A 25,952-nucleotide genomic window follows, 5' to 3' on the forward strand; every position below is an offset into this window, starting at 1 on the left:
GTTCTGGCTTCCAGCCTGTTTTGACCGCGAAGCATGAGCGAAGAAAAGAAGTGGTATGCCGTTTATACCCGCTCGAAAGGCGAAAAAAAACTTGCCATCGAACTTAAGTATGCAGGCATTTCACATTACCTGCCCTTGGTTAAACGCATGAGGCAATGGAGCGACCGAAAAAAAATCGTTGAAGAACCTTTGTTCAGGTGCTATATTTTTGTGCATATCAGCGAATCGGAGTATTTTAAGGTGCTCAATGCGCCGGGTGCGGTACGGTTTGTCAAGTTTGAAGGCAAGCCGGCCGAGATTCCTCCGCAACAGATTCAGGCCATCAGGCATTACATCGAAGACCCTGATCCGGAGGAAGTTGACCTGAGCCAATTGCAGGAGGGCCAGCTGGTGAGGGTCAAAAGCGGGCCGATGGAAGGGCTGATCGGGCGGCTGGTTCAGATGAGAAACCAATACAGGCTCGTGGTACTCATCGAAGCTGTGGGTCAGGTGATCCGGCTGAATATTCCCCGATCGAGGGTTGAACCTGTGAACGAATAGAAAATGAACTGGAAGGATCAATTCGGAACATATTTTGAGGGCAAAGAGGTGCTGGTAACCGGCGGCGCCGGTTTCATCGGCTCGAATCTTACGGAGGTTCTACTTGAACTTGGTGCGCATGTGACCTGCCTCGACAACTTTGCCACCGGCCACAGACACAACATTGCCGACTTTTTGAAGCATCCGGCATTCAGGCTGATCGAAGGCGATATCCGCAATCTGCAGGTTTGCATGCAGGCCTGCGAAGGAAAGGAGCTTGTGTTTCATCAGGCCGCTCTGGGATCCGTGCCGCGGTCCATTAAAGACCCCATCACTTCCAACGAAGTCAACGTAAGTGGAAGCCTGAATATGATGATAGCCAGCCGCGATGCCGGAGTGGCCAGGTTTATCTATGCAGCCAGCTCGAGCACCTACGGCGATTCGGAAAGTTTGCCCAAGGTGGAACACATCATCGGAAAGCCCCTCTCGCCTTATGCGGTTACAAAATTTGTAAACGAGCTTTATGCCGACGTTTTTGCCCGAACCTATGGCCTGGAAAGTATTGGCTTACGGTATTTTAACGTATTTGGCCGCAGGCAGGACCCCAACGGAGCCTATGCCGCAGTTATCCCAAAATGGGTTATGCAACTGCTCAGGCTGGAGAGCCCGGTCATCAATGGTGCCGGCGAATACAGCCGCGATTTCACCTATGTGGACAATGTGATTCTGGCCAACCTGCTGGCTGCAAAAACTGCCAATCCTGAGGCAGTCAATCAGGTATATAATGTAGCTTACGGCGACCGGACCACGCTGAATCAGCTTGCCCATACCCTTAAAGAAATCCTTTCAGCATACAAACCTGAAATTGCCAATATCGAAATCCTTCATGGGCCATACCGCAAAGGCGATATTCCACATTCGATGGCCTCAGTCGAAAAAGCCCGTCGCCTGCTTGGATACATCCCATCATTCAACCTCCGCGCTGGCCTTGAGGAAGCCTGCAAATGGTACGTAAAGCACCTGGGAGCTTGAATCCTTTTTCAGGCTCGCACCCGGGAATTGCTCCGAAAAGCTGAGGCAAGTTTGCCAATCAGGCACTTATTGTTAATTTTGTAGCAATTCTTTAATTGTCATGAACACATTCAACGGAAACAACAATACCCGCTGGCTGTACATTGTACTTGCAGTCCTGGCCCTGGCAATTATTGCCCTAAGCATCTGGCTTATTTCGGCCAAGTCGAACCTCAGAGAGCTGCAGGAAGAAAAAGAAGCCCAGCGGATTATGTTTCAGCGGGAGGTGGACAGCCTGATGGAAGAGCACAATAAGGTTAAAGCGGCCTATGGTGCGCTGGCTGATTCATTGCTGGCAAAAGATTCCATCATTCAGGCCAATGCCCAGGAAATCAAACAACTGCTTGATACCCAATGGGAATATTACCGGATCAAGCGCAAGTTGCAGCAGCTTCAGGTCATCTCGCAAAACTATGTGAGGCAGATGGACTCGTTGTACACGGTGAACCGCGCCCTCACCGAAGAGAACGAACGCATTAGGGAAGACCTGAGCCAGGAAAGGCGCAGGGTGCAACAATTGCAACGCACACGCGACGAGCTGACTACCAAAGTGGAACAGGCTGCGGTATTCAAAACCTATAACATTGAAGTAACCGGAGTGAGGCAGCGCGGCCGAAACGAAGTTGAAACCGATCGGGCCAACAGGGTTGAGCGCATCAAGATATGTTTTGTGCTGGCCGAAAACAGCATCATCCAACCCGGAAACAAAAACATTTACATCCGCATTGCTGCCCCCGACTCCAAAATTCTCATCAAGAGCCGCGACGATGCCTATTCCTTTATCTTCAAAGGCGAGCGCCTGCAATACAGCCTGATGGAAGTGGTGGACTACCGCAATGCCGATACACCAGTTTGCGTTTACTGGGACAAACGCGATACCCAGGAACTGAAACCCGGATTGTATCATATTGACATTTACGAGGGCGACCACCAGATAGGCGAGACAACATTGCTCCTGAGGTGAGCCGGACACCTCTTGGATATACCAATCTGATAAACAATAAATTAAGTTTTGGCTATTTTTTCTGTCAGAAATAGCCTAACTTTGCACCCGTTTTTCAACAAAACGGATTCGCCATGCCAGAGCCAATCGTGAGTATATTTTCGGGCCGAGCCTCGGAATATCTCGCAAAAAAAATTGCAGACAGCTACGGTACCACTTTAGGTAAAACTATATTCACCGACTTCTCGGACGGCGAGTTTCAACCCTCGTTTGAGGAGAACATCCGTGGCCGCGATGTGTTTCTGGTACAAAGCACCTTCCCTCCGACTGACAATCTTTTCGAACTCCTGTTGATGGCCGATGCCGCACGCCGGGCATCTGCACGAAAGATAACTGCTGTCATCCCGTATTTCGGCTTTGCCCGCCAAGACCGCAAAGACAAGCCACGTGTAGCTATTGCTGCCAAGCTTGTAGCCAACCTGCTCATGACGGCTGGCATAACCCGTTTGATCACCATCGACCTGCATGCCGACCAGATCCAGGGATTTTTCGATGTGCCTGTAGATCATCTGTATGCCTCGAACATTTTCATACCCTACATCAAGGCACTCAACCTGCCCAACCTGACCTTTGCCTCTCCCGATACAGGGGGTACGCGCAGGGCAGCCTCCTATGCCAAAATGCTGGATTGCGGATTTGTGATCTGCTACAAGCAAAGGGCCAAACCCAATGTGGTTGAAGAAATGGCGCTGATTGGTGATGTAAAAGGCAAAGATGTCATCCTGCTCGACGACATCATCGACACCGGGGGCTCGATCACCAGAGCTGGTGAGCTCCTCATGGAGGAAGGTGCCAACAGTGTAAGGGCTTTTTGCACCCACCCCATCCTCTCAGGCGAAGCTTATGAGCGCATCGAAAAATCGCCTTTTGTGGAGGTGGTCGTTACCGACACCATTCCGCTACGCAAACAAACCGAAAAAATCAAAGTATTGACAACAGCCAATCTGCTCGCCGAAGTGATCCGACGTGTGGAAAACTATGAGTCGATCAGCTCGTTGTTCAAGGTAAACAAATAATTCATTTATCAACAATTCACAAAACCCATGAAAACAGTATCATTGAGCGGTGTGCTGCGTGCACACGTAGGGAAAAAAGATGCTAAGAGTCTTCGCAACGAAGGCAGGGTTCCTTGTGCGCTTTATGGCAACAATACCGAACAGGTGTTGTTCTCCATTGATGCCAAGGCTTTCAAGCCCGTCATCCACACCCCTGAAACTTATTTAATCGAACTCAACATCGACGGCAAGGCTCACAAAGCCGTGCTTAAGGAAGTGCAGTATCATCCCGTTTCGGACAAGGTGCTCCACGTCGATTTCTACGAGGTGCGCGAAGACAAGCCTGTGCTGGTTTCGTTGCCCGTAGTGCTGAAAGGAACTTCGCCAGGTGTGATCCGCGGTGGTAAGCTCAAGCTCAAGATGAAACGACTGAATGTGAAAGGACTGATTGCAAACATGCCCGAAAACATCACGGTTGACATTTCGAAGCTCAATGTGGGCCAGGCCATCAAGGTGAAAGACCTGAAAACTGAAAACGTGACTATCGCTGACAACGCCAACAATGTGATCGTTGAGGTGAAGACAGCGCGTGGTGTGGTGATTGCCGCCGAAGAAGAAACGCAGGAATAACATCAGGCACACAAGCCCGGGAAGGCATAAGGCTGTGCGCCTTGTGCCTTTCTTTTTTCAAAGCTGCAACACATGAAATACCTCATTGCCTGTTTGGGAAACATAGGCGCAGAATATACCGACACCAGACACAACATCGGTTTTATGGTGGGTGACCAGCTGGCCCGTGACTTAGAAGTACAATTCAGTACCCAGCGATTGGCGCAACTGGCCACAGCCAAACACAAAGGACGCACGCTTGTGATCATCAAACCCACCACCTACATGAATCTGAGCGGCAAAGCTGTGCAATACTGGTTAAAAGCTGAAAACATTCCGCTCGAGAATCTGCTGGTTGTGGTGGACGACATTGCCCTGCCTACCGGTACGCTCCGCATGAAAACCAAAGGCAGCGATGCCGGACACAATGGCCTGGCCAGCATCATCGAATCGCTGGGCACACAGGAATGGGCACGGTTGCGCTTTGGCATTGGAGACAACTTCCCCAGAGGCAAGCAGGTGGATTACGTGCTTGGCAAATGGACTCCGCAGGAACTGGACATCATCCTGCCAAAGATCCCTGTGGCAGCCGACATCGTTAAAAGCTTTGTGACCATTGGCGCCGCCCGCACAATGAACCTGTACAATAACAAATAGCCCATTGTGAGCAGCAAGTCAGCACCACACCACACCTTCCGCTTCCGAACCATACACGTTTGAGCGCCCATGCATCTTGAGCCAACCCGCAAACCATGCCAGTGCGCTGTCGATACCGTGAGGGCTGATTGCTTTATCGGCAACCAATTCGAAGCCTGTGAGTTTTTTTAGCTGAGCAGCAAGCACATCGCATTCCGGACGGTTTTCACTACCAAAATATGAACGCAGGCGGCTTGGCCAGGTCTCGAAAAACGGTATTCCCTGCGCCGCGAAAAAAGCTGAAAGCTGCATGGCACGCGCCGTCAGTCCGCCAAGGAACATGGGCGACATGGCCCCCAGCTGACGGTCGGCCTCACGAAAAAAATAATCATCCTCCGGAGAAAAAACCGCATCGCGCGGCTTGGTGTAAACGCGTGGAAGTGACAAAGGGGCATCGATCATGACAAAAGATGGCTTTCTGGCGCTGATCTGATCGCGACAAAAAGCGTCAGCATCCTGCTTTTTTGCAGCCTGAAGAATCAAAAGCGAGCTACCCAGGTCGAAGCAAACGGCTGTAGTGCCCGCAAATCGTGCACCATAATCGATGCCAAAGTGCATGGTCACACGCTCAGGCTCGACAAACCACCATCGACCCCAATGATTTGCCCGGTGATCCAACTGCTTTGGCTACCCAGCAAAAAGACTGCAAGACGGGCCACGTCGTCGGGTGTGCCCACCCGCTGAAGCGGATGACGCTTGGCGCTTACTTCAATTTTTTCGGGACTGGACAAGAGCCGTTGTGCAAGCGGGGTGTCTGTCAGTGATGGAGCAATGGCATTTACCCGGATGCCGGGCGCCCATTCGGCAGCAAGCGAGCGCGTCAGGCCTTCGATGGCCCCTTTGGCCGATGCAATGCTCGCATGGTATGCCATACCGCGGCCCACAGCCACCGTGCTGAACAAAACCACCGAAGCCAGACTACTGTTTTTCAGCGATTTAAAAGCAGACTGCAACACCCTGACTGCTCCCAGCACGTTTACTTCGAAATCGTGAAGAAAATCCGAAGGTTTGAGCCCCCTGAAAGGTTTCAGGTTGATCGTCCCGGGTGCATAAAGCAGTCCGTCAAGGACTTCCGGAAGACCCACTGGTGAAAAATCGTCGCTTAGAAAGTTGCCCTCAACAAACTGAATGCCAATCAGATGCGTAAGTTTTTCGGGATGGCGGCTGATCACAAAAAGCTGATGACCGTCGTTGTGGAGTAATTCGGCTGTTCGGAAGGCTATGCCCGAAGAAGCACCCACGATAAGAAAATTGCCCATTATAAATTGTTTTGAAAAGTAACAACCCTGGGCAACTTTTGTTTTTACCGGTTGTCAGGTGTTCAGTCCGGCCGGCTCTGGCTGATGAACGGAGCCTGAGCTATTGGTTGTCGTACTGCTGCACTTCGTGATGCACAAATTCAAGTTTCACGCCTGCTTCGGCAAACATGGCCTCGGATTCGGCTCCGGCATGGTATTTTTTTTCACACACCACCCTCACGATGCCGCAGTTGATGATGAGCATGGCGCAGGTTCGGCAGGGGGTCATCCTGCAATAGAGTGTGCTTCCCTCGAGGGCAATACCCCTTCGGGCTGCCTGGGTGATGGCATTCTGCTCGGCATGCACGGTGCGCACACAATGCTGGGTGATGCTACCGTCTTCGTGTATCACTTTCTTCATCAAATGTCCCACCTCGTCGCAATGGGCCAGTCCGCGGGGCGAGCCCACGTATCCGGTGACCAGGATCTGACGGTCTTTCACAATTACACAGCCGCTCCGGCCACGGTCGCAGGTGGCACGGCTGGCCACACTGTCGGCAAGCTTCAGAAAGTATTCGTCCCAGCTTGGACGGACATATTTGGGTTTATTGCTTTCGGCCGGTGTTTCCATGTTCTTGTTGTTTAACGACTTAACTTTGAAAGAATCTCGTCAATCTGTTCATACAGCTCAGCTGTGCTGCCGTTGTTTTCAATCCGGTAGTCGGCCTGGCGGATGCATTCGGCCAGGTTTTGGTGGTTGGGGTCGGCACTCTGCATTTCGCGCGCTTCGTTAGCCAGAAAAGTTTTGTAGTCAACAGCATCCGTCTCGCTTGCACGTTGTGTAATTCGGTCGAACCTCAGCTTTGGGTCGGCATCCACAGCCAGAAGCACAAAATTTCCTTTATTACGCAGCGAAAGAATCTCACCCGGGGTGCGAATGCTTTCGATGATTGCAGGTCCTCCTGCAAGACTTGCCTGCCCGAATAGCTCGTCCACAATATACGATGGTCCGTATTGCGCACGAAGTTCATTGGCCAGATGGGTCATGGTATCGCGGTTTTTTGGCAGTCCCAGCCGGTCGAGGGCGTCGATCAGATAGGCCCTTACACTGTAATGTTTGAAGCCTTTGTTGTGAACCAGGTAATCCACGATGGTACCTTTGCCCGCCCCAAGTGTGCCTGTGATGCCAATGATCATAATTGCCTGCTTTCGTTTTTGATATCTTCAATCCATTTGGGCGATTCGACAGGACGGTATTGTTGAAGCAGCCCGGGAAGCTCAACAGGCTCTGTGGCCACAAGGATCCCATTCCGGTGCTCAGGCCTGACGAAGCCTTCCTCGACGGCATGATCCAGAAATTTAAGAAGCTGGTCAAAATAGCCCAGCACATTCAGAAGTACCAAGGGCTTGTCGGCCAAACGGAGTTGACTCAGGGTGATGACCTCAAACAGCTCATCGAGGGTGCCAAACCCGCCAGGAAGCACCACAAAGGCATCCGACACCTCTACCATCAGCTGTTTGCGGGCTGCCATGCTATCTACCGTGATAAACTCATGCAATCCATTGTGTGCCACTTCTTTGGCCACAAGATTTCCGGGCATGATGCCGGTGACCCTGGCGCCGGATTCCATGGCCGTATCAGCCAGCACTTTCATCAAACCCACACTGGCGCCGCCATAAACAAGCTCAAATCCGGAAGATGCCAGCACCTGCGCGGTTTGCCTGGCCGCCATGCGGTAGGCTTCCTTACGTCCGGCACTGCTGCCACAGAAAACACATATTTTCTTCATGATGTCAAGTTGGTGGCGCGAATTTAGGTCATTACCGCAAACCTTTGATCCGGGAGACAGCGCTTTGTGAGTATGGTTGTGGTTTTGCCCTGTTAATGGCCTGCTAAATCGATTTTGGTTTACATTTGCCTGAAAAGCCGGATTCATCAGCATCAACAAAAACCCTTGGCTATGAATACACTTTATCCGATGACTTTCAGGCCGCTTTTTAAAGAAAAAATCTGGGGCGGACAAAAAATCAGACAATTGCTGGGCATGGAAACGGGGCTTTTGCCCAATTGCGGTGAAGCCTGGCTGCTTTCGGGTGTGGAAGGCAACCCAACCGTGGCGGCCAATGGCTATCTTGCCGGAAACGAAATCAACGAATTGGTAGAGGTGTTTATGGGCGACCTGGTGGGCGAAAAGGTGTATGAGCGTTTTGGCAAACAGTTTCCTATCTTGGTCAAGGTGATCGACTCAAACGACTGGCTCTCCATACAGGTGCATCCGGATGATGAGCTGGCCAAAAAGCGCGGCATTGGCTATGGTAAAACCGAAATGTGGTATGCCATGCAGGCCGATGAAAAAGCACAGTTGATCTGCGGATTCAATCAGGCCATGGACGAAGCCACCTATCTGTCGTACCTGAATGCCGGAAAACTGCCCGAAATCATGAACTATGAAAATGTAGCGCAAGGCGATGTGTTTTTCATCCCGGCCGGAAGGGTGCATGCCCTTGGACCAGGGCTGCTGATTGCCGAAATTCAGCAAACCAGCGACACCACCTACCGCATCTACGACTGGGGGCGGGTGGACGACAAAGGTAATCCCAGGGAACTGCATACCGAGCTGGCCCTCGAAGCCATCGACTATACCATGCATCCTTATTATAAAACACCTTATGATAAGGCAGGGCATCACCCACAAAACCTTGTCAGGTCGCCCTTTTTCACAACCAATATCTTAAGGCCCCTCAAAACTGAGCACAAGACTTACGATGGTCTCGACAGTTTCGTGTTGCTGATGTGCACCTCGGGCACCTGCTCGGTGGAGGGCGAAGGCCAGAAACTCAGCCTGAAGCCCGGAAGTGTGGCCTTGCTGCCAAACGCCGCCAAGGAAGTAAGCCTGATTCCCGGCGAGGATTGTGTATTGCTCGAAGTTTACATTGAATAAACATAACATTGATTATGAAACAGTTATTTGGATTTCTGCTGATGATTCTGGCATTCCATGCCCAGGCACAGCAAAGCCTGCCCTCCGTAAACCTGAAAAACCTCGGAGGAAAAACCATCAACACTGCCGATATTGCAAAAACAGGCAAGCCTGTCATACTCTCGTTCTGGGCCATGTGGTGCAAACCCTGCCTGAAAGAGCTGGAAGCATTCAATGAAAATTATGCGGCATGGAAGGCCGAAACAGGGGTTGAAATCGTGGCTGTTTCGATTGACGATTCGCGTTCGGTTTCGCGCATCTCACCTTTTGTAAAAAGTTCGGGCTGGGAGTTCGAAGTGCTGCTCGATCCCAACGGAGAATTTAAGCGTGCCATGAACGTGAACATGATTCCCCATACTTTTTTGCTCGATGCGGGCGGAAACATTGTTTCGCAACACACCTCATATGTAGAAGGGGCTGAATTTGAATTATTTGAGAAAGTAAAAAAACTGGCCGGAAAGAAGAAATAATCCCCCAACCGGTACACATCGATGAAAAAACAAATACTCTTTCTGGCACTGCTGACCAGTTTGGTTGTACGTGCACAACAGCCTGTGGTTAATGGTAGCTTTCAGCTTGATGCCCAGGCCTATGTCACCGATGCAGCCATTGGCATCACCGATTCGGCCCTGGCTGGTCAGCGCAGTGGCTTCAATGGTTTCGGAAATGTGGTGATCAACTGGGGCGATTTCAGGGCAGGAATGCGCTACGAGGCCTTTCTGCCCCCGCTGCGGGGCTTCGACCCCCGCCTCGAAGGTAATGGTTTTGCCAATGTCTGGCTGAACTACCGGACCGATTTTGCCGAAATCACTGCGGGTAATTTTTACGAGCAATTTGGCAGCGGCCTGCTTTTTCGCGCCTACGAAGAGTGGTCGCTGGGATTCGACAACAGCCTGAATGGACTCAAACTGCAGGTTTATCCCACTAAAGGCGTTGTTTTAAAAGGAGTTTACGGCAGCCAGCGCTACTTCTGGCAGCCATACACCCGCAACAGCCGCGGACTGGTGCGCGGGCTGGATGCCGATTTCAACCTGAATGAGCTTATCCCGGAGCGCGAAAACGCACCCTGGCGCCTGAGCCTTGGAATGAGTGGACTGAGCAAATATCAGCGCGATGCCGACCCCATCTATGTCCTTCCTGAAAACGTCGGCGGATGGGCAGGACGTTTCACAGCCGGCTGGGGCAATTTTATCCTTGCCGGGGAATATGCCACAAAAATCAACGACCCGGGCGCCGTAAATAATTTCATCTACCGCGAGGGCCGGGCTGCATTGGCATCCTTGTCCTATGCCACACGCGGTTTCGGAGCAGTGCTTCAACTGAAACGGGTGGACAATATGGGCTTTAAAAGCGATCGTACACAGCTTGGCAACGCATTGGACATCAATTTTATACCCCCATTGAACCGAATCCATGCCTACAGTCTCACAGGCAAATACCCTTATGCGACACAGGTGAACGGTGAAATGGGTTTGCAGTTGCAGCTCAATTATAAAATCCCGCGAAACAGCCTGCTCGGCGGCAAATATGGCACCTCTGTAGCAATTAATTTCAGTCAGGTGAACGACATCGTCAGGCAGCCCGTGAACGACACCACGCCCATTGGGCAGGATGGGTCAGAAGGCTATAAATCAAAGTTTTTTGCTGTTTCGGACCATGTGTTTTTCCGGGATCTGAATGTGGAAATCGACAAGCGGTTCAGTTCCAGGCTCAAAGGCGTATTTCAATACATGAACCTGCACTACGACATTGCCACTTTGCAGGGCCATGCGGGCGAGGAAGCCGTTGAAGCGCACATCGGCCTGGCCGATCTTACCTATCGCATCGACACGCGCAAAACGATCAGGATGGAAGCACAACTGCTGCTCACCAAACAAGACCTTGGCGACTGGGCTGCGTTGATGGCCGAATACACCATCGCACCCAAATGGTTTGTGTCGGTGTCGGACCAATACAACTTTGGCAATCCCGACAATGCTATGCGCAAACATTTTTATACAGTTGCTGCCGGAACCAATCGCGGTGCTACGCGCCTGGCGCTGAGCGCCGGCAGACAGGCCGAAGGCGTGGTGTGCGTTGGCGGGGTTTGTCGTCAGGTGCCTGCAAGCAGCGGACTGACCCTCACTTTCTCGACTTCATTCTAAGCCACAGAAAATGAAAAATATAGCGATTTTATTCGTATTGCTTGCAGCCATAATCGGATCAGGCTGCGACCACATCGAGCCGCCTTACAAACAACAGTCCGGGCAGGTGGGCACTGCCGACCGCAAGGTGCTGCTCGAAGATTTCACTGGTCACACCTGCGTTAACTGTCCCACTGCTGCGCTGATTGCCCATAACCTGAAAACGCTTTATGGCGACCGGTTGATCGTAATGGCTGTACACGCCGGGTATTTTGCCCGCCCCCAGTCGGCACCTTTCGATGCCGACTACCGCAGTCAGGCAGGTGAAGCCTGGGATCAGTTTTTCAACATATCGGCAAATGGCAACCCCAATGCCCTGATCAACAGGCAAAAAAACAATACCTACTGGCATTACCCTCCGGGCAGCTGGAGCACTAAGGTATCTGAAGCCATGCAAAGCGAGGCACATGCAAAAATTGAACTGAACACCAGTTACGAAGCCTCGACCCGAAAACTCGGAATCACAGCCAAAACCACCTTCCTCACCAGGCTTCAGGGAAATTTCAGGTTGCAGGTCTGCCTGGTGGAAGACAGCCTGGTAAGCGCCCAACGAAACAACGACCCGAATGCCGGCACAACCCCCGTGATTTCACAATACGTTCACCGGCATGTGTTGCGCGAAGCTGTAAACGGCATCTGGGGCGAACAGATTCTGTCCAATCCCGAGGCTGGTTATTCGGCTACCAAATCATATCAGCTGAATCTGCCTGCAGGCTACAATGCACAGCACTGCGCTGTAATCGTGTTTGTGTACGATGCAGAGACGTACGAAGTGCTTCAGGTGGAAGAAAAACACCTATAATAACTCACCAGTTCCTGTTAATGCTTTCTCCATAAAAAAGCAATAAGCGGGCAATCCGGGCATCGCTCATTTGAGCACAAAGTTCCGGTAAAGGTTAAAACCAAAATACACGTCGCCTTTGGCCCAGCTTCCCTGTGTTTCGGTAATAAAGGCCCGCTCGAACATGGCTCCGGCATTGCTGAAATGCAGCTGAAACACGTGGCCTCCGGTCTCTATGTCGAAACCTACTGAAAGGGCATCGTTGCGCTTGAGGGTAGTTTGCGAGGAGGGGTAATAAAAATACTCCGCATTGAAAGAGGCACGCTGGGTGAGCTTGAATCGCCCACCGGCACCCAGCGCAAATGAAGTATTCTGATCCTTTCGCGTGGAAACAAGGTTTTTGTGGATGAGCGTTGGGCTGAGCTGCAAGCTCACTGCCTGATTTAATTTGCGGGCAATGAGCAACTGGTGGTAATACGAAAGACGCGAACTGAAATAATTTTTCCTATCCGGATTGGCCCAACGGGTGCTGTTGAGTGCCATTCCTGTTGCGTAGGAAACCGTTACAGGCATCACCTTTGCTCCACTGCTCTGACGCAACAGCCTGACTTTGAGGCCGGCATCGTATGTCTTCTGCCAAGTGCTTCGTCCTGCAGCCAGCATGATGCGATCGTTGAGCCCATATTCCAGGGCCATGCGCATGGTAGCTCTGTCGAGACCAAACAAATCGTAAAAACCCGAGTTGACCGCCCCGAAATTGTGCTGAATCAAAAACATCAAATTGTTTTTTGCCGGCTGCTCCACGCTTTGTCCATAAACCACCCTGGGTGCCTTGAAGGTTGCATATGCATACTCGGTGGTGGGCGCCTCATCCTCAAACATGTCCAACAGGTTGTTCTGCGCAACCAAAGGCCATGTCAGAAAGATCAGGGCCGTTACAGATAATAGCTTGATTTTCATTGGTCCTGGTTCTGAAAAATATCTAGTTGTTTGGCTTGCCCTGTGCCACCCATGCCTCTATCTGGCTGATCTGACAATCGGTGAGCTTTGGCCCGGAGGGCGGCATAGCCGAAAATCCACTTTGATGCTTGATGGCACCCAGAAGCCTGCCACCATCCACCGCCGCTACCACCTCGCTGTGATTGGACAGCCTGATGCCTGCCGAAGCTCCGGCGCCACTGTGACACGACACACAGCTGGAATTAAATATGGGCTGTATGGTGGTGCTGAACTTGACATTTTCGGTGTTGCACCCACCCGGATACAAGTCTTCCTCATTGTCCTTGTAGCACGACATGACGAAAACCGGAATAAGAAAGATTGCCAGAAGGCGAAGAACTGAATTTTTAGTTGTTGGGACTACCATTTTCTATCCATTTTCTGATTTGAGTGATTTTACAATTGTCGAGCTTTGGTGCGCCTTGCGGCATGGCAGCATATCCGGGGCTGTGCATGATGCTTCCGAGCAAACGACCAGTAGCTGCTGCAGCCGATATAGTTGTGTGGTCAGTAAGCAATATTCCGCCCTGAGGCTGGCTTCCTGAATGGCATCCGGTGCAATTGTTCTGCATTATAGGTTGGATATGGGCCGAAAAGGTAACATTTAAAGTATCGCAATTGTTTGACTCACAGCTGTTGTTTTTAGCCCCTTGCTCAATCCATTTGCGTATTTTGCTGATTTGCTCGGCTGTGAATGGAGCGCGGGGTGGCGGAGGCATGCGGTCATCCGGATCACTATCAATCAGAACCTTGTATAGCTTGGAGTCGCCAGGATTGCCTGCTTTCACTTTTCCTGTACGAATGATATTGCTGTAGTCGGTGAGAATTACACCATCCTGGGCAGAAGCTGCATTGTGACAGCCCGAAACCGCGCATCCTGAATTGAGTAAAGGAAGTATCTCGTTTTTGAAATAAACGGTATCGGGATCACAAACTGAACTTGGAGGCGGATTCTGACCATCGTCGGGCAAAACCGGATCGTGCTTGCAGGAAAACAGGACTAAGAACAACAGCAGAGAAAAGCTGTACACGCGAAGTGTCGTCATAGGATTCATTTTTGGTTCCCGGGACTTAAGAGCGCAAGTTGCACACAATTATTGCACCCGGCACACTCGTTAACATTTTATTAGCGTTTCATTTTCAATTACATCTAATTTTATAAATATTTTGTTTTTTATCATGTGGTTAGCTAAATTTGAAGCTGAAACCAAAACCGACACACATGGCCAGGGTTGTTGTACTTGGGGCTGGCATTGCCGGACACACGGCTGCAGCTTATCTACGTAAAAAGTTGAGCAAAAAACACGAAGTCGTGGTTGTGGCACCTGCTGCTTACTACCAGTGGATACCGTCGAATATATGGGTGGGTGTGGGCAGGATGACTGTTGATCAGGTGCGTTTCAGGCTGGCGCCACTCTACAAGCGCTGGGGCATCGAACACCATCAGGCTAAGGCCGTGAACCTTTTTCCGGAAGGGCGGGAGGGCAGCCGGCCATGTGTGGAAATAGCATACACCAGCGACCAGAAACATGGAGAATCAGCGTTTCTGGAGTACGATTATCTGGTAAACGCCACCGGACCAAAGCTCAATTTTGACGCCACCGAAGGATTAGGCCCTGGCAAAAACACGGTTTCGGTTTGTTCGTACGACCATGCGGCCCATGCCTGGGAGACGCTGAAAAAAAGCCTCCGGAAAATGCAGCAGGGCATCCCCCAGAAAATCGTCATTGGCACCGGCCATCCCATGGCCACCTGCCAGGGCGCTGCTTTTGAGTACATCCTGAATGTGGCATTCGAAATCAGGAAACGCAAACTCGAGCACATGGCCCAACTCACCTGGATTACAAATGAATACGAGCTGGGCGACTTTGGCATGGGCGGTGCACACATCAAAAAAGGTGGGTACATCACCAGCACCAAGGTGTTCACCGAAAGCTTCCTGCGCGAAAACAACATCAGCTGGATCAAGCGTGCAGGCGTGAAAAAAGTCGAGCCCGGCCTAATTCATTACGAAACCCTGGATGGCGAAAACCACACCATCGAATTCGACTTTTCAATGCTTATCCCTGCGTTTGCAGGCGCAGGTCTGAAAGCCTTTGACGCCGGAGGCACCGACATCACTTCGAAGCTTTTTGCGCCCAACGGACTGATGAAAGTGGATGCCGACTACACGGCCAAACCTTTCGAAGAATGGAGTGTGGACGATTGGCCTTCGACTTACCGAAACCCTGATTACCCCAACATTTTTGCGCCCGGCATTGCCTTTGCTCCGCCGCATAGCATTTCGAAACCCATGTTCAGCAAAAACGGCACCCCCATCTACCCTACTCCACCCCGCACAGGCATGCCATCGGGCGTGATGGGTAAAATCACGGCACTGAATATCGTTAATCTGATAAACAAAGGAGAGCACGAATTGAAACACCGTGCTTCGATGGGCCGCATGGGTGCAGCCTGCATTGTTTCGGCCGGATTTGGTATGACCAAAGGGGTGGCCGCCACCATGACCGTATTCCCCATCGTGCCCGACTTTGACAAATATCCCGAATACGGCCGGAGCATCAGCTACACCATGGGCGAACCTGGTCTGGCAGGCCACTGGCTCAAATGGTTCATGCACTACATGTTTCTGCACAAGGCCAAAGGTTATCCATTCTGGTGGCTTTTGCCTGAATAATAATGTTTGAAATAAACACCTTTAGCCATGTACAATAAAAGTATAACCCCTTACACCGAAGAGTCGTATCCGCCTGTGCCCACACGAGCTACCAGGTTTTGGCGAAGTTTCGTTCCATGGCAGATTGTGCGGTTTTTTGTGTTGAATATCAAAATATTACGTATTGTCGTGGGTGGCCACTCCTGATTGGTTACCTTGCCTGCTCACCAATACCTGACCCAAAGGCCGGGATTATTCTTCGGCAAAGAGGCCGGAGGCTATGCCGTCGGCAAACAGCTTGCCTTTCGTGCTGAGGAATAGTCGGTTGCCACGACGTTCCAACCGCCCGTCGGACAGATACCTGGATGCTGCCTTTTCGCAATAGCCGGCCATTTGTTTGCCAAAAACTGCTTCGATATGCTCCAGGTCGGTTCCCCAGCTGGTGCGCAATGAGGTCATCACATATTCATTGTAACGCTGTGCATCGTTGAGCACCTCTTTCTCCAGCACCACGCTTTCGGTGGCGCTGCCGGCCATGTATTGCCCCAGGTTGGCCACATTCCACTGGCGTGAGAAACCGTTGAATGAATGCGCCGAAGGCCCAAGACCTAGATAATGCCCTCCGAGCCAGTAGAGGCTATTGTGTCGTGAATAATGTCCGGGCAGGGCAAAATTCGAAATTTCATAATGCACAAAACCTGCATCCGACATCCGCTGCATCAGTATTTCGAACTGAGTGGCCGTCTGCTGTTCGTCCACCGGACTCAATTTCCTCCGTGCAATCAGATGGTCGAGCGCAGTGCGGGGCTCCACAGTGAGCGCATAAGCCGAAAGATGCTTCAGACCAAGCTCTAAAAACCGATCGATGTTTTGATGCCATGCCCGGTCATCAAGGGTTGGTATGCCGTAAATCAGATCAATGGTCAGGTTGTCGAAGCCGGCCTCCCTGGCCGATTCCACAGCCCTGATGGCCCCATTGCCCGAGTGCACACGGTGAAGGTATTTCAGGTCGTCATCCCTGAAACTCTGAATACCAATGCTTAACCTGTTTACCGGCGTGGAAGCAAGCGCCGAAAGGTAAGCGGCCTGCATGTCGTCGGGGTTGGCCTCCAAAGTAATCTCCGCATTCGGATCTATCTCATAAAGCTGCCCCAACCGGTCGAGAATTTTCGTAATTGCCGAAACGGGCAATAGCGAAGGTGTGCCACCGCCGAAATAAATTGTTTTTACCATTTCGCCGCCAAGGTAGTTTTGCCTCGCCTCAGCCTCGGCAATCAGTGCATCTACAAACGATTCACGATGTTTGACTGTTGCCAGCGAGAAAAAGTTACAATAGTGGCATTTTTGCTTACAGTATGGTATATGTATGTATATTCCAGCCATTTAAGCTGATAATTTTTGAATTAAAGTTTTTAAAAATTCATAAAATTGAGAACAAAACGCACAAATATGTGTTTTTTTGCATGTGTTTATAGATTAAGTATATAAACCGAGGGATTAGATAACTTTTTTTTATCAAAAACCAAATCATTTATTCAAATGAACAAACTAATCTACACCATTGCCGCTTTAGTACTGATGACATCCTGCGGAGGCGGCGGACAAAAAACTGCGCAGGAAGCTGGTGAAGTTGCCGCAGCAGGCGAAAACGCGGTAGTTTACACCGTTGACACCGAAGCCAGCTCACTTCGCTGGGAAGGGGCCAAAATTACACAAACCGTGCATCACGGAACAGTTAAGATTGCTGAAGGCTCGTTGTCGTTCGACGACGGACAGCTCGTTGCCGGAAATTTTGTGATCGACATGAACACCATTGTGTGTGAGGATCTTGACGAAGCCAACGGCAAGCTGAAGCTCGAAGGTCACCTCAAGAGCGCCGACTTCTTCATGGTTGAAAATTTTCCCACTGCCAGATTCGAAATCACAGGCGTTGAAGCCATTGCAGACGGCTCGGGTGCCACGCATCGCATCACCGGTAATCTTACCATCAAGGATGTGACTAATGGAATCAGCTTCCCGGCTGTTGTATCGCTTACCGAAAACGGTGCCAGTGCATCGGCAAGTTTCGAAATCAACCGCAACGAGTGGGGGGTAGTCTGGGGTGGTTCGCTCACCGAGCAGAGCATCAAAGATTTTCTGCAGAACAATCTGATCAAGGACACCATTGCCTTCGAGGTAAATCTTGTTGCAAAGCAATAAGGTCTTAACCTCTTCAAAAAAAGAGGCTGTTTCCGGGTGGAACAGCCTCTTTTTATTTTGATCCGATATGCCTACACTTCCGACAGGAAAGTATCGAGGTTATCGAATTTGTGGTGGTAATCTTCCATCGATCTGCGAATGATTTCATAGGCTTCCTCTATGCCGAAAACATGGGTGATTTGGACCTTGCTTTCGCGACCAGGCAGGTCTTTGTAGGTGAGGAAATAGTGTTTCAGGCGATCAACCACCAGCGGGGGGCAGTCCGTGATGTCTTTGTAGTTGCCGTAAACCGCGTCGTCGTTGAGCACCCCTACAATTTTATCGTCGGCCTCGTTGCCGTCGATCATCCTGAACCCTCCGATGGGTCGCACCCTGACAAGGATGTCGCCATGGGTGATGGTTTTCTCGGTGAGCACGCAGATATCAAGCGGGTCGCGGTCGCCACGAATGTCGGTGCGTCCCGTTTTTTGGTTGCAGTATTCGGCCACCCGGGTATGGCAAAAAGTCTGAGGAATAAAGCCATACAAGGCCGGCACCACATTGGAATATTTTTGAGGACGATCGAGGCGCAGGTAGCCCGATACCTTGTCCACCTCATACTTCACGGTATCAGTTGTCACCATCTCGATGAAACAGGTGATCACCTGGGGAGCATCCGGACCAATCTCCACCCCATGCCAGGGATGTGATTTATAGCGCAATCCCATCAAACGTCCGATGGGGTCCATGATCTTCGACATTGCTGATTGGTTTTTAATTAGTGCAACAAAAGTAGGGATTTTGCAGGCTTTAGGCTGACTAATAATTTGAGTGAACTAATCCAATAATCGATATTTCTGGTGTGGATAAGCTTTCAAACAACGGGCAAAACTGATTCAGCGGGCCTATTTGCGCCAGAAATGCCGGGAAAACAGCATGAGCACGGTAAAAAGCTCAAGCCTGCCCAGCACCATAAGCAACGAAAGCACCCACTTTGCAGCGTCGGGTAAAAAGAAATAATTGAAAACCGGACCCACCTTTCCGATGCCCGGGCCAATGTTTCCCAGGCAGGCCGCGGATGCTCCGATTGAGGTATCGAAATCGATGCCCATAGCTGAGAGCACCATAACCCCCGCGGCAAAAATCAGGATGTAAACCACAAAAAAGCCCATCACTTTGTAAACCACATCCTGCGAAACGCTTTTTCCATTGTATTTGGCTGGTAACACTGCTGCCGGATGAATGGCACGCCGCATTTCAAGAAACGAATTCTTCAGAAGCAGCGATTGCCTGATCACTTTGATGCCCCCACCTGTAGAGCCGGCACTTCCGCCGATAAACATCAACACAAAAATGATCATCCACAGGAAAACCGGCCACTGCAGGTAATCGACCGTCACAAAGCCGGTGGTGGTGAGTATGGAAACCACGGTGAAAAGGATATTGCGCAAAAGCGGCTCCAGTTCGCTGGAAACATGAAAATAAAGGTTAAGCGCAATGATCAGGGTGCTGAATACGATGATGTTGAGATAAATGCGGAACTCCTCGTTCTCCCATACTTTACGAAACCATCCGTGAAGGGCAAAATAGTGAAGGGTAAAATTGGTGCCGGCCAGCACCATGAAAATAATAGTAACATATTGGCTGTATGGACCAAAGGCAGCCATGCTGGCATTACGGGTCGAAAAACCGCCTGTAGCCATGGTGGCAAAAGCATGACAGGCCGAGTCGAACCAGTCCATTTCGCCAGCCCAGAGCAGCAGGAATTGCGCAATGGTAAGCAGCACATAAATGCCCCACAATCGCTTGGCAGTGGCCGTTATGCGCGGATGCAGCTTATCGTAGGTCACGCCGGGCATTTCGGCCATAAAGAGCTGCATGCCGCCAATGCCCAAAAAAGGAAGCACAGCAACCGAAAGCACAATAATACCCATGCCCCCCAGCCAGTGTGTGAGCGCCCTCCAGAAAAGCAAATCGCGCGGCAAAACCTCGATATCGGTAAGTATGCTGGCACCCGTGGTGGTAAATCCCGAAACAGTTTCGAAGTAAGCATCTGTAATTGAGGGGATATACCCACTAAGATAGAATGGCAGGGCGCCGAAAAAAGAAGTCACAATCCACGTGAGCGAAACGATGATGTATGCATCCCGCTTTCCTACCTTGGTGGGGGCCTTGGTGCCTAAAGCGTACAAAATAATCCCTGCCAGCAAGGTAATTCCGACGCTCCTGGCAAAGTATCCGTTGTGTAAAGTATTGTCCACGAACGATATCGATAGCACCATTGTCATGAAAACTGCTTCGATCAGCAGCAGAATCCCGATGATGCGTGCAACAATGCCAAGGTTAAAGTCCTGAAATCTGCCTTGCATGGCCCGTTTGGTTAATGGAAGAGCTTCTCTACCTTATGGATTGCCTTGGGAAGTGCCAGCACGACCACATGGTCGTTTGCTTCGATCTGCATATCGGCAGTGGCAATGTATGCCTTGTCGCCTCTGACCAGCCCACCGATGATGGCGCCCTCGGGCAGTTGCAGCTTGCGGATGGGTTTGCGGGTCACGGGCGAACCTTCGCGGGCCACCAACTCCAATGCATCGGCTTCGATGCCGCTCAGGCACTTCAGCTGAACCACCTCTTCGCCCATGGTGTATTTAACCATATGGCTTGCCGCAATCAGCTTTTTATTGACAATGGTGTCGATGCCCACGCTTTGCGAAATGTCGATGTAATCGATGTTTTCCACCAGCGCGATGGTTTTCTTTACGCCTTTAGACCGGGCATGAAGGCACGACAGGATGTTGGTTTCTGCACTGTTGGTCAGGGCAATAAAGGCATCCATGCTGGCAATGTCTTCATCATCGAGCAACTGCACATTACGTGAATCTCCGTTCACTATCAGGGCATCCTCAAGATAATCGGTCAAGACCATGCAGCGGTCTTTGTCCTTCTCTATGAGCTTGATATTCATTTCCTTCTCAAGCCTTTTGGCCGTAATTCTTCCTACGCGGCCTCCACCTACAATCATCAGGTTGCGGATGGAGTGCTGCACTTTGCCTCCCAGTTCCAAAAGACTATTGATGGCATTGGGTTTGGTAATCACATAGGCCAGGTCATTTTCCTGAAAACGATCTTCGCCTTTGGGGATGAACGTTTCACGGTTGCGGTGTACGGCCAGTGCCCTGAAATCGAGATTGCGATGGCTGGCTGCAATCTCGTTGAGCGATTTGCCAATCACCGGTGCCGGCGACTCCAGCTTGATCATAAACAGCTGAAGGCGTCCGTTGGCAAAATCAAACACCTCAGTAGCTGCGGTTTGCCTGAGCAGCGAGATAATTTCCTGTGCAGCAATATCTTCAGGCGAGATGAGTGCGTCAATTCCGAGCTCCTGATATATTTTTCTGTTTTGCACGCTCAGATTTTCCATGGTGTTGACCCTGGCGATCACCTTTTTAGCGCCAAGCTTCTTGGCCAGGATGCAGGTGAGCAGGTTCACCTCCTCCTGCCTCACCACGGACATCACCAGATCGGCACGGTGCACATTGGCGCGCTGCAGGGTTGAAATCGAGGTGCTGTCGCCATTGATGGTCATCAGGTCGGCATGCGCCTCAATCATTTTCAGCAGGTCTTCGTGCGGGTCAACTATGGTGATGTCGTGGTTACTGTTTACAAGCGATTCTGCAAGATGAAATCCTACTTCACCATCGCCTGCTATGATAATTTTCATATCACCGAATTATTTTGGGCTTGTCAAATTTAGACGAAATGCATCCCAGTCGGCCGATACGCCAAATTTTTCGCGAAACATCCTAAGCGAAGCCGCATCAATGGTGCCTTCGAATATTTCTTCTTTACCCGGATTGCCCTGCCACAAAAGGTTTCCTTTGGCGTCGATCAGGCCGGAGTCGCCACTGTAGGCATTGCCCAACCCATCTTTCCCGATCCTGTTGAGCCCGATAACAACCGACTGGTTTTCTATGGCCCTGGCGATCAGCAGTTGTTTCCATGGCCATGCACGCACTTCAGGCCAGTTTGCCACAAATATCATCATATCGTAAGCAAAGTTGGCCCCATCGAAAGTGTTTCGGCACCATACCGGAAAACGCAGGTCATAGCACACCATGGGCCTGATTTTCCAGCCTTTGAGTTCGACTGTCAGCAATTGGTTGCCGGGTACAATGCTGTGATGCTCGCCACCCATCCTGAACACATGCCGCTTGGCGTAAGTCGCATAAGTACCGTCGGGGCGCATCCAGACAAAGGTATTTTGGTAGCCTTGAGCAGTTTCGAGCAGCAGGCTGCCACACAGCACTGCATTGAGCGATGCGGCCTGCTCGGCCATCCATTGCATGCTGATGCCATCGGGCTTTTGCGAAAAACGTGAGGCATCCACAGGAAAACCTGTGTTGAAAGTTTCGGGCAGCACCACCAGATCGGGTGCCGATTTCAGCGAGTTCATCAGCGCACCGAAATGCCGGTGATTGGCTTCGGGATCTTCCCAAACGATGTGTGTCTGGATGAGGGCAACCTTCAGATCTTGCATAGGATTTCGGCGGCTTTGGCCAGGGTTTGTTCGGTTTTGGCAAAACAAACCCTCACGAGTTGCTGGTTGAGCTGGTCGTGATAGAATGATGAAAGCGGAATAACTGCCAGACCATGTTCGCGAACCAGCCATACGGCAAATTCCTTCTCAGGCAGATCGGAAACACGCGAATAATCAAGCAGCTGAAAATATGTTCCTTTACTGGGAAGCGGCTCAAACTTTGAATTGCTGATCAACGAAGCGAAATAATCGCGCTTTGCCTGAAAGAAAGCTGGCAACCCCTGGTAACTTTCAGCTTCTCCGAGCATGTCGGCTATGGCATGCTGTATGGGCGTATTGGCAGCAAACACATTGAACTGATGCACTTTACGAAATTCTTCCGTAAGCCCGGCAGGTGCCAGTACAAAACCGGTTTTCCAGCCTGTGGCATGGAATGTTTTGCCAAAACTGCCAACCACCAGACTGCGGCTGGCCAGTCCGGGATACAGGCAAGCGCTCTGATGTGTCTGGCCGTCGAACACTAGATGTTCGTACACCTCATCGCTCAGCACTATGATGTCGCGATTGTGGGTGAGCTGCTCCAGTTGCTTCATGTCGTCATGGCTGAGCAGGCTGCCTGTGGGATTGTGCGGACTGTTGATGATGATCATCCGGGTGCGGTTCGAGATCAGTTTGGTCACAGCGTCCCACTGAATACTGAAATCAGGTTTTTGGAGGCGCGCATATTTTACAAGTCCGCCATTCAGGCGCACCGCCGGGGCATAGCTGTCGTAGGCCGGTTCGAAAATAATGACCTCATCGCCTTCTTTCACAAATGCCGTGATGGCCGTAAACAAGGCCTGTGTGGCCCCTGCCGTGATTGTGATCTCTTTTTCAGGATCATAGGCCACGCCGTAAAGGTGGTGCACTTTTTTTGCAATGGCCTGACGAAGCGCCTGCACACCGGGCATGGGCGCATACTGGTTGAAGCCCTTTTTCATGTAATGATGAACACGGTCAACCAGCCTTTTGTCGATCGGAAAGTCAGGAAAACCCTGCGAAAGGTTGATGGCATTGTGCTCAACCGCCAGCTTCGACATTACGGCAAAAATGGACGTGCCTACGTTTGGTAGTTTGCTGATCAGCTGTCCCGGAAATTGAGGCATGGAATCGGAATTGGTTTTACACGGCAAAATTAGTCAATTGGGCTGAGCAAAGGTGTGTTCAATAGAATGGATAAACAGGCCTGATAATTAAGGAGTATTGTCAGAACTTCTCCTGCATTTTCACAAATTACCGGCCGCAACGAACCAGCCTTGTGGGTTGCGGATTGGAACAGTTTCGACGCAATCGGTTGTCAGGCAATAGGCTAGGTCGCGGGCATATCCCGATGCTTCGAGAAAGACTTTGTGCGTACAATGCCTGAGCTTGCCTGCAATGCTTCCCCTTTGGCGGGCAAATTTCAGCAATACTTCGCCCAGGTCATTGGTTTTTAAGTTCGTGAGCTTCGAAAGCAGCCCGAGGGTCATACCGGCACACAGGGCATCATCCATTGAGAATCGTCCGTTTGTGCCGGCACACAGCAACTCAATATCCAATCCTGTCTGCAGCAAGGTCGTGGCGGCAGCGCTCATATTAACAAATGAGAGGGCCAGCACGACTTTTGCCTCTGATGCGGCAGCAATCGCCCGTGTGCCATTGGTGGTGCACATGATCAGTGACTTTCCTTCAACGGTTTGACGATCAAACTCGAATGGTGAGTTGCCCAGATCGAAACCCTCAATGCGCCTGCCATTGCGCTCACCGCAAAGCAAGGCGTTATCATCACAATCCTGCCTTAACCTGCGTGCCTGATCGATTTCGGCCACAGGAAAAATACCTTTTGCACCGTGATGCAAAGCAGTGGCCATGACCGAGGTGGCACGCAGCACATCGATCACCGCCACTGCTTTTGTTGCCAGGTTTTCAGCCGGTACCTCAGCAGGCAAGGCCCGGACGCTGACGTGAAGCATCAGGGGTTGTTAATGTCGATACCAAGAGAAATGCCCAGACCTGTGGCGGTTTTCACCAGAGCATTGTCGAGTGTGACAAAATTGGGTTTGGCAATGGCATCTTTCAAAGGCACAGAGATAAAGTAAGGATGACGGTAGGACACCATCTTACCAAACTCGCCCTTGAGCACCATTTCGAATGCCTTGACACCAAACTGGGCCGAGAGCACGCGGTCGTAGGCGATCGGGATACCACCGCGCTGCAGGTGACCCAGCACGGTTTCGCGCATGTCGGGTTCGAAACCAGCCTCTTTCAGCTGACGGATCAGCTGGCGGCCGATGCCACCGAGACGCAGGTTTTCGTAGCCTACCTCATCGCTTTTTTCGTACACCATCTCGCCATTTTTCGGACGGGCACCTTCCGAAACCACCACAACGGCAAATCCGCGGCCGCGGTTGAATCGCGACTCCAGTTTCTGCTTAACGATGTTGATGTCGTAAGGGAATTCCGGAATCAGGCACACTTCAGCCCCTCCGCCCACAGCAGCGTTCAGGGCTATCCATCCGGCATAGCGTCCCATCACTTCCACCACAAACACACGGTTGTGGCTTGCAGCGGTGGTTACAAGTTTATCCACAGCCTCGGTGGCCACTTCCACGGCTGTTTGGAAACCAAAGGTTGAGTCGGTCGAAGAAAGGTCGTTATCAATGGTCTTGGGTACACCAATAATAGGGAGACCTTTTTCGTAGAGTGCCTGCGAAATACGTTGCGAACCATCGCCTCCAATGTTGATCACCGCATCAATGCCCAGGTATTTGATCTTGCGGATCATCTCGTCGGAGCGGTCAACCGCACTCCAGCTACCATCGCTGTTGCGCACGGGCCAGGCAAACGGGCCGCCTTTATTGGTAGTTTCGATGATGGTTCCGCCCTGAAAGTGAATACCCCTGACTACTTCAGGAGTGAGCACCTTCACTTCGGTGGGCTCCCACAAAATTCCGTTGAATGCCTGAATGCTTCCAAGCACTTCCCAGTCCTTTTCCAGACTGGCACGTTTCACAATGGCCCGGATGACTGCATTCAGACCGGGACAGTCACCACCACCGGTGACAATCAGAACTCTTTTCATATTGTTTTGGATAATATGTCTTTAAAATTTCCAGGATGTCTGTGGTTTTTGGTCTTTAAGTTATTCATGCACAGCCCTTGCTACACTTGCGCGGGTGCAAAAGTACGCATTTGAATGCCGGGGTCGGATGTGTACATTGGAATGTATGGCATATTTATGCTGCAAACGGTTGTGATTTGGGTTTTACCCTTGCAGCTGAAAAATAAAAAAGCCAAACCGTTGATAATAAACAGTTTGGCTTGTGGTACCACTCGGATTCGAACCAAGGACACACGGATTTTCAGTCCGTTGCTCTACCAACTGAGCTATGGTACCATTAGGTTTGGGAGTGCAAAGATATGTCAAAACTTTAAATTTCCGAATCCGATGCCTCAAAAAAAATGAGATGCCTCAAAATCAATACCTT

General features: G+C 50.9%; 28 protein-coding genes and 1 tRNA gene. 12 read left to right on the top strand and 17 right to left on the bottom strand.

Annotation, left to right across the window (positions count from 1 at the left end):
* Positions 1–33 precede the first annotated feature (33 nt).
* The 6 genes from IPM52_08825 (at position 34) to IPM52_08850 (ending at position 4,854) form a co-directional block, all read left to right on the top strand.
* Positions 34–540, top strand: a complete 507-nt coding sequence (locus tag IPM52_08825) for a UpxY family transcription antiterminator (protein MBK9291713.1) — start codon at positions 34–36, stop codon at positions 538–540.
* A 3-nt stretch (positions 541–543) separates the two neighbouring features.
* Positions 544–1,551, top strand: a complete 1,008-nt coding sequence (locus IPM52_08830; GenBank protein MBK9291714.1) for an SDR family oxidoreductase — start codon at positions 544–546, stop codon at positions 1,549–1,551.
* Between the two features lie 100 nt (positions 1,552–1,651).
* Positions 1,652–2,554 (top strand): hypothetical protein, encoded by a 903-nt coding sequence (locus tag IPM52_08835; GenBank protein ID MBK9291715.1) that lies wholly within the window; start codon positions 1,652–1,654, stop codon positions 2,552–2,554.
* Between the two features lie 113 nt (positions 2,555–2,667).
* Positions 2,668–3,609 carry a ribose-phosphate pyrophosphokinase gene (locus IPM52_08840; protein MBK9291716.1) on the top strand — a complete coding sequence of 314 codons (942 nt, stop codon included), beginning with the start codon at positions 2,668–2,670 and terminating at the stop codon, positions 3,607–3,609.
* A gap of 27 nt (positions 3,610–3,636) precedes the next feature.
* Positions 3,637–4,218, top strand: coding sequence for a 50S ribosomal protein L25/general stress protein Ctc (locus IPM52_08845; GenBank protein ID MBK9291717.1), 582 nt, complete (start codon positions 3,637–3,639; stop codon positions 4,216–4,218).
* Between the two features lie 72 nt (positions 4,219–4,290).
* Positions 4,291–4,854, top strand: coding sequence for an aminoacyl-tRNA hydrolase (locus IPM52_08850; protein ID MBK9291718.1), 564 nt, complete (start codon positions 4,291–4,293; stop codon positions 4,852–4,854).
* A gap of 18 nt (positions 4,855–4,872) precedes the next feature.
* On the opposite strand, the gene IPM52_08855 is transcribed toward IPM52_08850, so the two are convergent.
* The 5 genes from IPM52_08855 to IPM52_08875 all read right to left on the bottom strand — a co-directional run bounded on the left by IPM52_08855 (position 4,873) and on the right by IPM52_08875 (position 7,921).
* Positions 4,873–5,511, bottom strand: coding sequence for a hypothetical protein (locus IPM52_08855; GenBank protein MBK9291719.1), 639 nt, complete (start codon positions 5,509–5,511; stop codon positions 4,873–4,875).
* Entirely contained in the window at positions 5,454–6,152 is a 699-nt protein-coding gene (locus IPM52_08860) for an SDR family oxidoreductase (GenBank protein MBK9291720.1), read from the bottom strand. Before IPM52_08860 ends, IPM52_08855 begins: the two co-directional genes overlap by 58 nt.
* 100 nt (positions 6,153–6,252) lie before the next feature.
* On the bottom strand, positions 6,253–6,762 hold the full coding sequence (locus IPM52_08865; GenBank protein ID MBK9291721.1) for a cytidine/deoxycytidylate deaminase family protein: 510 nt from the start codon (positions 6,760–6,762) through the stop codon (positions 6,253–6,255).
* A gap of 11 nt (positions 6,763–6,773) precedes the next feature.
* Positions 6,774–7,328 (bottom strand): AAA family ATPase, encoded by a 555-nt coding sequence (locus IPM52_08870; GenBank protein MBK9291722.1) that lies wholly within the window; start codon positions 7,326–7,328, stop codon positions 6,774–6,776.
* Complete coding sequence (locus IPM52_08875) at positions 7,325–7,921, bottom strand: TIGR00730 family Rossman fold protein (protein MBK9291723.1); 597 nt, start codon at positions 7,919–7,921, stop codon at positions 7,325–7,327. Before IPM52_08875 ends, IPM52_08870 begins: the two co-directional genes overlap by 4 nt.
* Before the next feature lie 171 nt (positions 7,922–8,092).
* On the opposite strand from IPM52_08875, the gene IPM52_08880 reads away from it, so the two are divergent.
* Genes IPM52_08880 through IPM52_08895 form a run of 4 tightly spaced genes read left to right on the top strand, consistent with a single transcriptional unit; the run spans position 8,093 to position 12,097 of the window.
* On the top strand, positions 8,093–9,073 hold the full coding sequence (locus IPM52_08880; protein ID MBK9291724.1) for a class I mannose-6-phosphate isomerase: 981 nt from the start codon (positions 8,093–8,095) through the stop codon (positions 9,071–9,073).
* A 14-nt stretch (positions 9,074–9,087) separates the two neighbouring features.
* Entirely contained in the window at positions 9,088–9,582 is a 495-nt protein-coding gene (locus IPM52_08885; protein MBK9291725.1) for a TlpA family protein disulfide reductase, read from the top strand.
* 21 nt (positions 9,583–9,603) lie between these two features.
* Positions 9,604–11,256, top strand: coding sequence for a hypothetical protein (locus IPM52_08890; protein MBK9291726.1), 1,653 nt, complete (start codon positions 9,604–9,606; stop codon positions 11,254–11,256).
* A 10-nt stretch (positions 11,257–11,266) separates the two neighbouring features.
* The gene (locus IPM52_08895; protein ID MBK9291727.1) at positions 11,267–12,097 is read left to right on the top strand and encodes an Omp28 family outer membrane lipoprotein; all 831 of its coding nucleotides are present in this window, start codon (positions 11,267–11,269) and stop codon (positions 12,095–12,097) included.
* Between the two features lie 66 nt (positions 12,098–12,163).
* On the opposite strand, the gene IPM52_08900 is transcribed toward IPM52_08895, so the two are convergent.
* From IPM52_08900 to IPM52_08910, 3 genes are read right to left on the bottom strand one after another with little or no spacing between them, the layout of a single operon-like run.
* A complete protein-coding gene (locus IPM52_08900) occupies positions 12,164–13,036 on the bottom strand; it encodes a hypothetical protein (GenBank protein MBK9291728.1) in 873 nt (290 codons plus the stop codon).
* Between the two features lie 22 nt (positions 13,037–13,058).
* Positions 13,059–13,373, bottom strand: coding sequence for a cytochrome c (locus tag IPM52_08905; protein MBK9291729.1), 315 nt, complete (start codon positions 13,371–13,373; stop codon positions 13,059–13,061).
* 49 nt (positions 13,374–13,422) lie between these two features.
* A complete protein-coding gene (locus tag IPM52_08910; GenBank protein MBK9291730.1) occupies positions 13,423–14,121 on the bottom strand; it encodes a hypothetical protein in 699 nt (232 codons plus the stop codon).
* A gap of 176 nt (positions 14,122–14,297) precedes the next feature.
* On the opposite strand from IPM52_08910, the gene IPM52_08915 reads away from it, so the two are divergent.
* Positions 14,298–15,752 (top strand): NAD(P)/FAD-dependent oxidoreductase, encoded by a 1,455-nt coding sequence (locus IPM52_08915; GenBank protein MBK9291731.1) that lies wholly within the window; start codon positions 14,298–14,300, stop codon positions 15,750–15,752.
* A gap of 231 nt (positions 15,753–15,983) precedes the next feature.
* Here IPM52_08915 and hemW read toward each other — a convergent pair whose 3' ends face one another.
* Positions 15,984–17,114 carry a radical SAM family heme chaperone HemW gene (gene hemW / locus IPM52_08920; protein ID MBK9291732.1) on the bottom strand — a complete coding sequence of 377 codons (1,131 nt, stop codon included), beginning with the start codon at positions 17,112–17,114 and terminating at the stop codon, positions 15,984–15,986.
* A 156-nt stretch (positions 17,115–17,270) separates the two neighbouring features.
* Between hemW and IPM52_08925 the strand changes: the two genes are divergently transcribed.
* On the top strand, positions 17,271–17,930 hold the full coding sequence (locus IPM52_08925) for a YceI family protein (protein MBK9291733.1): 660 nt from the start codon (positions 17,271–17,273) through the stop codon (positions 17,928–17,930).
* Positions 17,931–18,001: 71 nt separating this feature from the next.
* On the opposite strand, the gene IPM52_08930 is transcribed toward IPM52_08925, so the two are convergent.
* From IPM52_08930 to IPM52_08965, 8 genes are all read right to left on the bottom strand, one after another.
* The gene (locus IPM52_08930) at positions 18,002–18,670 is read right to left on the bottom strand and encodes an inorganic pyrophosphatase (protein MBK9291734.1); all 669 of its coding nucleotides are present in this window, start codon (positions 18,668–18,670) and stop codon (positions 18,002–18,004) included.
* Between the two features lie 144 nt (positions 18,671–18,814).
* Positions 18,815–20,278, bottom strand: coding sequence for a TrkH family potassium uptake protein (locus IPM52_08935; GenBank protein MBK9291735.1), 1,464 nt, complete (start codon positions 20,276–20,278; stop codon positions 18,815–18,817).
* An 11-nt stretch (positions 20,279–20,289) separates the two neighbouring features.
* Entirely contained in the window at positions 20,290–21,630 is a 1,341-nt protein-coding gene (gene trkA / locus IPM52_08940; GenBank protein MBK9291736.1) for a Trk system potassium transporter TrkA, read from the bottom strand.
* Positions 21,631–21,639: 9 nt separating this feature from the next.
* Positions 21,640–22,446, bottom strand: coding sequence for an amidohydrolase (locus IPM52_08945; protein ID MBK9291737.1), 807 nt, complete (start codon positions 22,444–22,446; stop codon positions 21,640–21,642).
* The gene (locus IPM52_08950) at positions 22,434–23,591 is read right to left on the bottom strand and encodes a methionine aminotransferase (GenBank protein ID MBK9291738.1); all 1,158 of its coding nucleotides are present in this window, start codon (positions 23,589–23,591) and stop codon (positions 22,434–22,436) included. The genes IPM52_08945 and IPM52_08950 overlap by 13 nt, the downstream gene beginning before the upstream one ends.
* Before the next feature lie 120 nt (positions 23,592–23,711).
* On the bottom strand, positions 23,712–24,437 hold the full coding sequence (locus IPM52_08955) for a 2-phosphosulfolactate phosphatase (GenBank protein MBK9291739.1): 726 nt from the start codon (positions 24,435–24,437) through the stop codon (positions 23,712–23,714).
* Complete coding sequence (locus IPM52_08960) at positions 24,437–25,546, bottom strand: ATP-dependent 6-phosphofructokinase (GenBank protein MBK9291740.1); 1,110 nt, start codon at positions 25,544–25,546, stop codon at positions 24,437–24,439. Before IPM52_08960 ends, IPM52_08955 begins: the two co-directional genes overlap by 1 nt.
* A gap of 242 nt (positions 25,547–25,788) precedes the next feature.
* A tRNA-Phe gene (locus IPM52_08965) sits at positions 25,789–25,861 on the bottom strand.
* Between the last annotated feature and the right edge of the window lie 91 nt (positions 25,862–25,952).

This window comes from Bacteroidota bacterium, assembly GCA_016715945.1.
In the GTDB taxonomy this organism is placed as follows: Bacteria; Bacteroidota; Bacteroidia; order Bacteroidales; family F082; genus JALNZU01.

Coding starts and splice junctions, on each gene's coding strand:
- hemW (MBK9291732.1), bottom strand. CDS start 17,114: ATGGCTGGAATATACATACATATACCATACTGTAAGCAAAAATGCCAC.
- IPM52_08840 (MBK9291716.1), top strand. CDS start 2,668: ATGCCAGAGCCAATCGTGAGTATATTTTCGGGCCGAGCCTCGGAATAT.
- IPM52_08935 (MBK9291735.1), bottom strand. CDS start 20,278: ATGCAAGGCAGATTTCAGGACTTTAACCTTGGCATTGTTGCACGCATC.
- trkA (MBK9291736.1), bottom strand. CDS start 21,630: ATGAAAATTATCATAGCAGGCGATGGTGAAGTAGGATTTCATCTTGCA.
- IPM52_08955 (MBK9291739.1), bottom strand. CDS start 24,437: ATGCTTCACGTCAGCGTCCGGGCCTTGCCTGCTGAGGTACCGGCTGAA.
- IPM52_08870 (MBK9291722.1), bottom strand. CDS start 7,328: ATGATCATTGGCATCACAGGCACACTTGGGGCGGGCAAAGGTACCATC.
- IPM52_08945 (MBK9291737.1), bottom strand. CDS start 22,446: ATGCAAGATCTGAAGGTTGCCCTCATCCAGACACACATCGTTTGGGAA.
- IPM52_08835 (MBK9291715.1), top strand. CDS start 1,652: ATGAACACATTCAACGGAAACAACAATACCCGCTGGCTGTACATTGTA.
- IPM52_08860 (MBK9291720.1), bottom strand. CDS start 6,152: ATGGGCAATTTTCTTATCGTGGGTGCTTCTTCGGGCATAGCCTTCCGA.
- IPM52_08830 (MBK9291714.1), top strand. CDS start 544: ATGAACTGGAAGGATCAATTCGGAACATATTTTGAGGGCAAAGAGGTG.
- IPM52_08905 (MBK9291729.1), bottom strand. CDS start 13,373: ATGTCGTGCTACAAGGACAATGAGGAAGACTTGTATCCGGGTGGGTGC.
- IPM52_08960 (MBK9291740.1), bottom strand. CDS start 25,546: ATGAAAAGAGTTCTGATTGTCACCGGTGGTGGTGACTGTCCCGGTCTG.
- IPM52_08900 (MBK9291728.1), bottom strand. CDS start 13,036: ATGAAAATCAAGCTATTATCTGTAACGGCCCTGATCTTTCTGACATGG.
- IPM52_08850 (MBK9291718.1), top strand. CDS start 4,291: ATGAAATACCTCATTGCCTGTTTGGGAAACATAGGCGCAGAATATACC.
- IPM52_08930 (MBK9291734.1), bottom strand. CDS start 18,670: ATGTCGAAGATCATGGACCCCATCGGACGTTTGATGGGATTGCGCTAT.
- IPM52_08895 (MBK9291727.1), top strand. CDS start 11,267: ATGAAAAATATAGCGATTTTATTCGTATTGCTTGCAGCCATAATCGGA.
- IPM52_08880 (MBK9291724.1), top strand. CDS start 8,093: ATGAATACACTTTATCCGATGACTTTCAGGCCGCTTTTTAAAGAAAAA.
- IPM52_08890 (MBK9291726.1), top strand. CDS start 9,604: ATGAAAAAACAAATACTCTTTCTGGCACTGCTGACCAGTTTGGTTGTA.
- IPM52_08910 (MBK9291730.1), bottom strand. CDS start 14,121: ATGACGACACTTCGCGTGTACAGCTTTTCTCTGCTGTTGTTCTTAGTC.
- IPM52_08825 (MBK9291713.1), top strand. CDS start 34: ATGAGCGAAGAAAAGAAGTGGTATGCCGTTTATACCCGCTCGAAAGGC.
- IPM52_08865 (MBK9291721.1), bottom strand. CDS start 6,762: ATGGAAACACCGGCCGAAAGCAATAAACCCAAATATGTCCGTCCAAGC.
- IPM52_08875 (MBK9291723.1), bottom strand. CDS start 7,921: ATGAAGAAAATATGTGTTTTCTGTGGCAGCAGTGCCGGACGTAAGGAA.
- IPM52_08925 (MBK9291733.1), top strand. CDS start 17,271: ATGAACAAACTAATCTACACCATTGCCGCTTTAGTACTGATGACATCC.
- IPM52_08950 (MBK9291738.1), bottom strand. CDS start 23,591: ATGCCTCAATTTCCGGGACAGCTGATCAGCAAACTACCAAACGTAGGC.
- IPM52_08915 (MBK9291731.1), top strand. CDS start 14,298: ATGGCCAGGGTTGTTGTACTTGGGGCTGGCATTGCCGGACACACGGCT.
- IPM52_08885 (MBK9291725.1), top strand. CDS start 9,088: ATGAAACAGTTATTTGGATTTCTGCTGATGATTCTGGCATTCCATGCC.
- IPM52_08845 (MBK9291717.1), top strand. CDS start 3,637: ATGAAAACAGTATCATTGAGCGGTGTGCTGCGTGCACACGTAGGGAAA.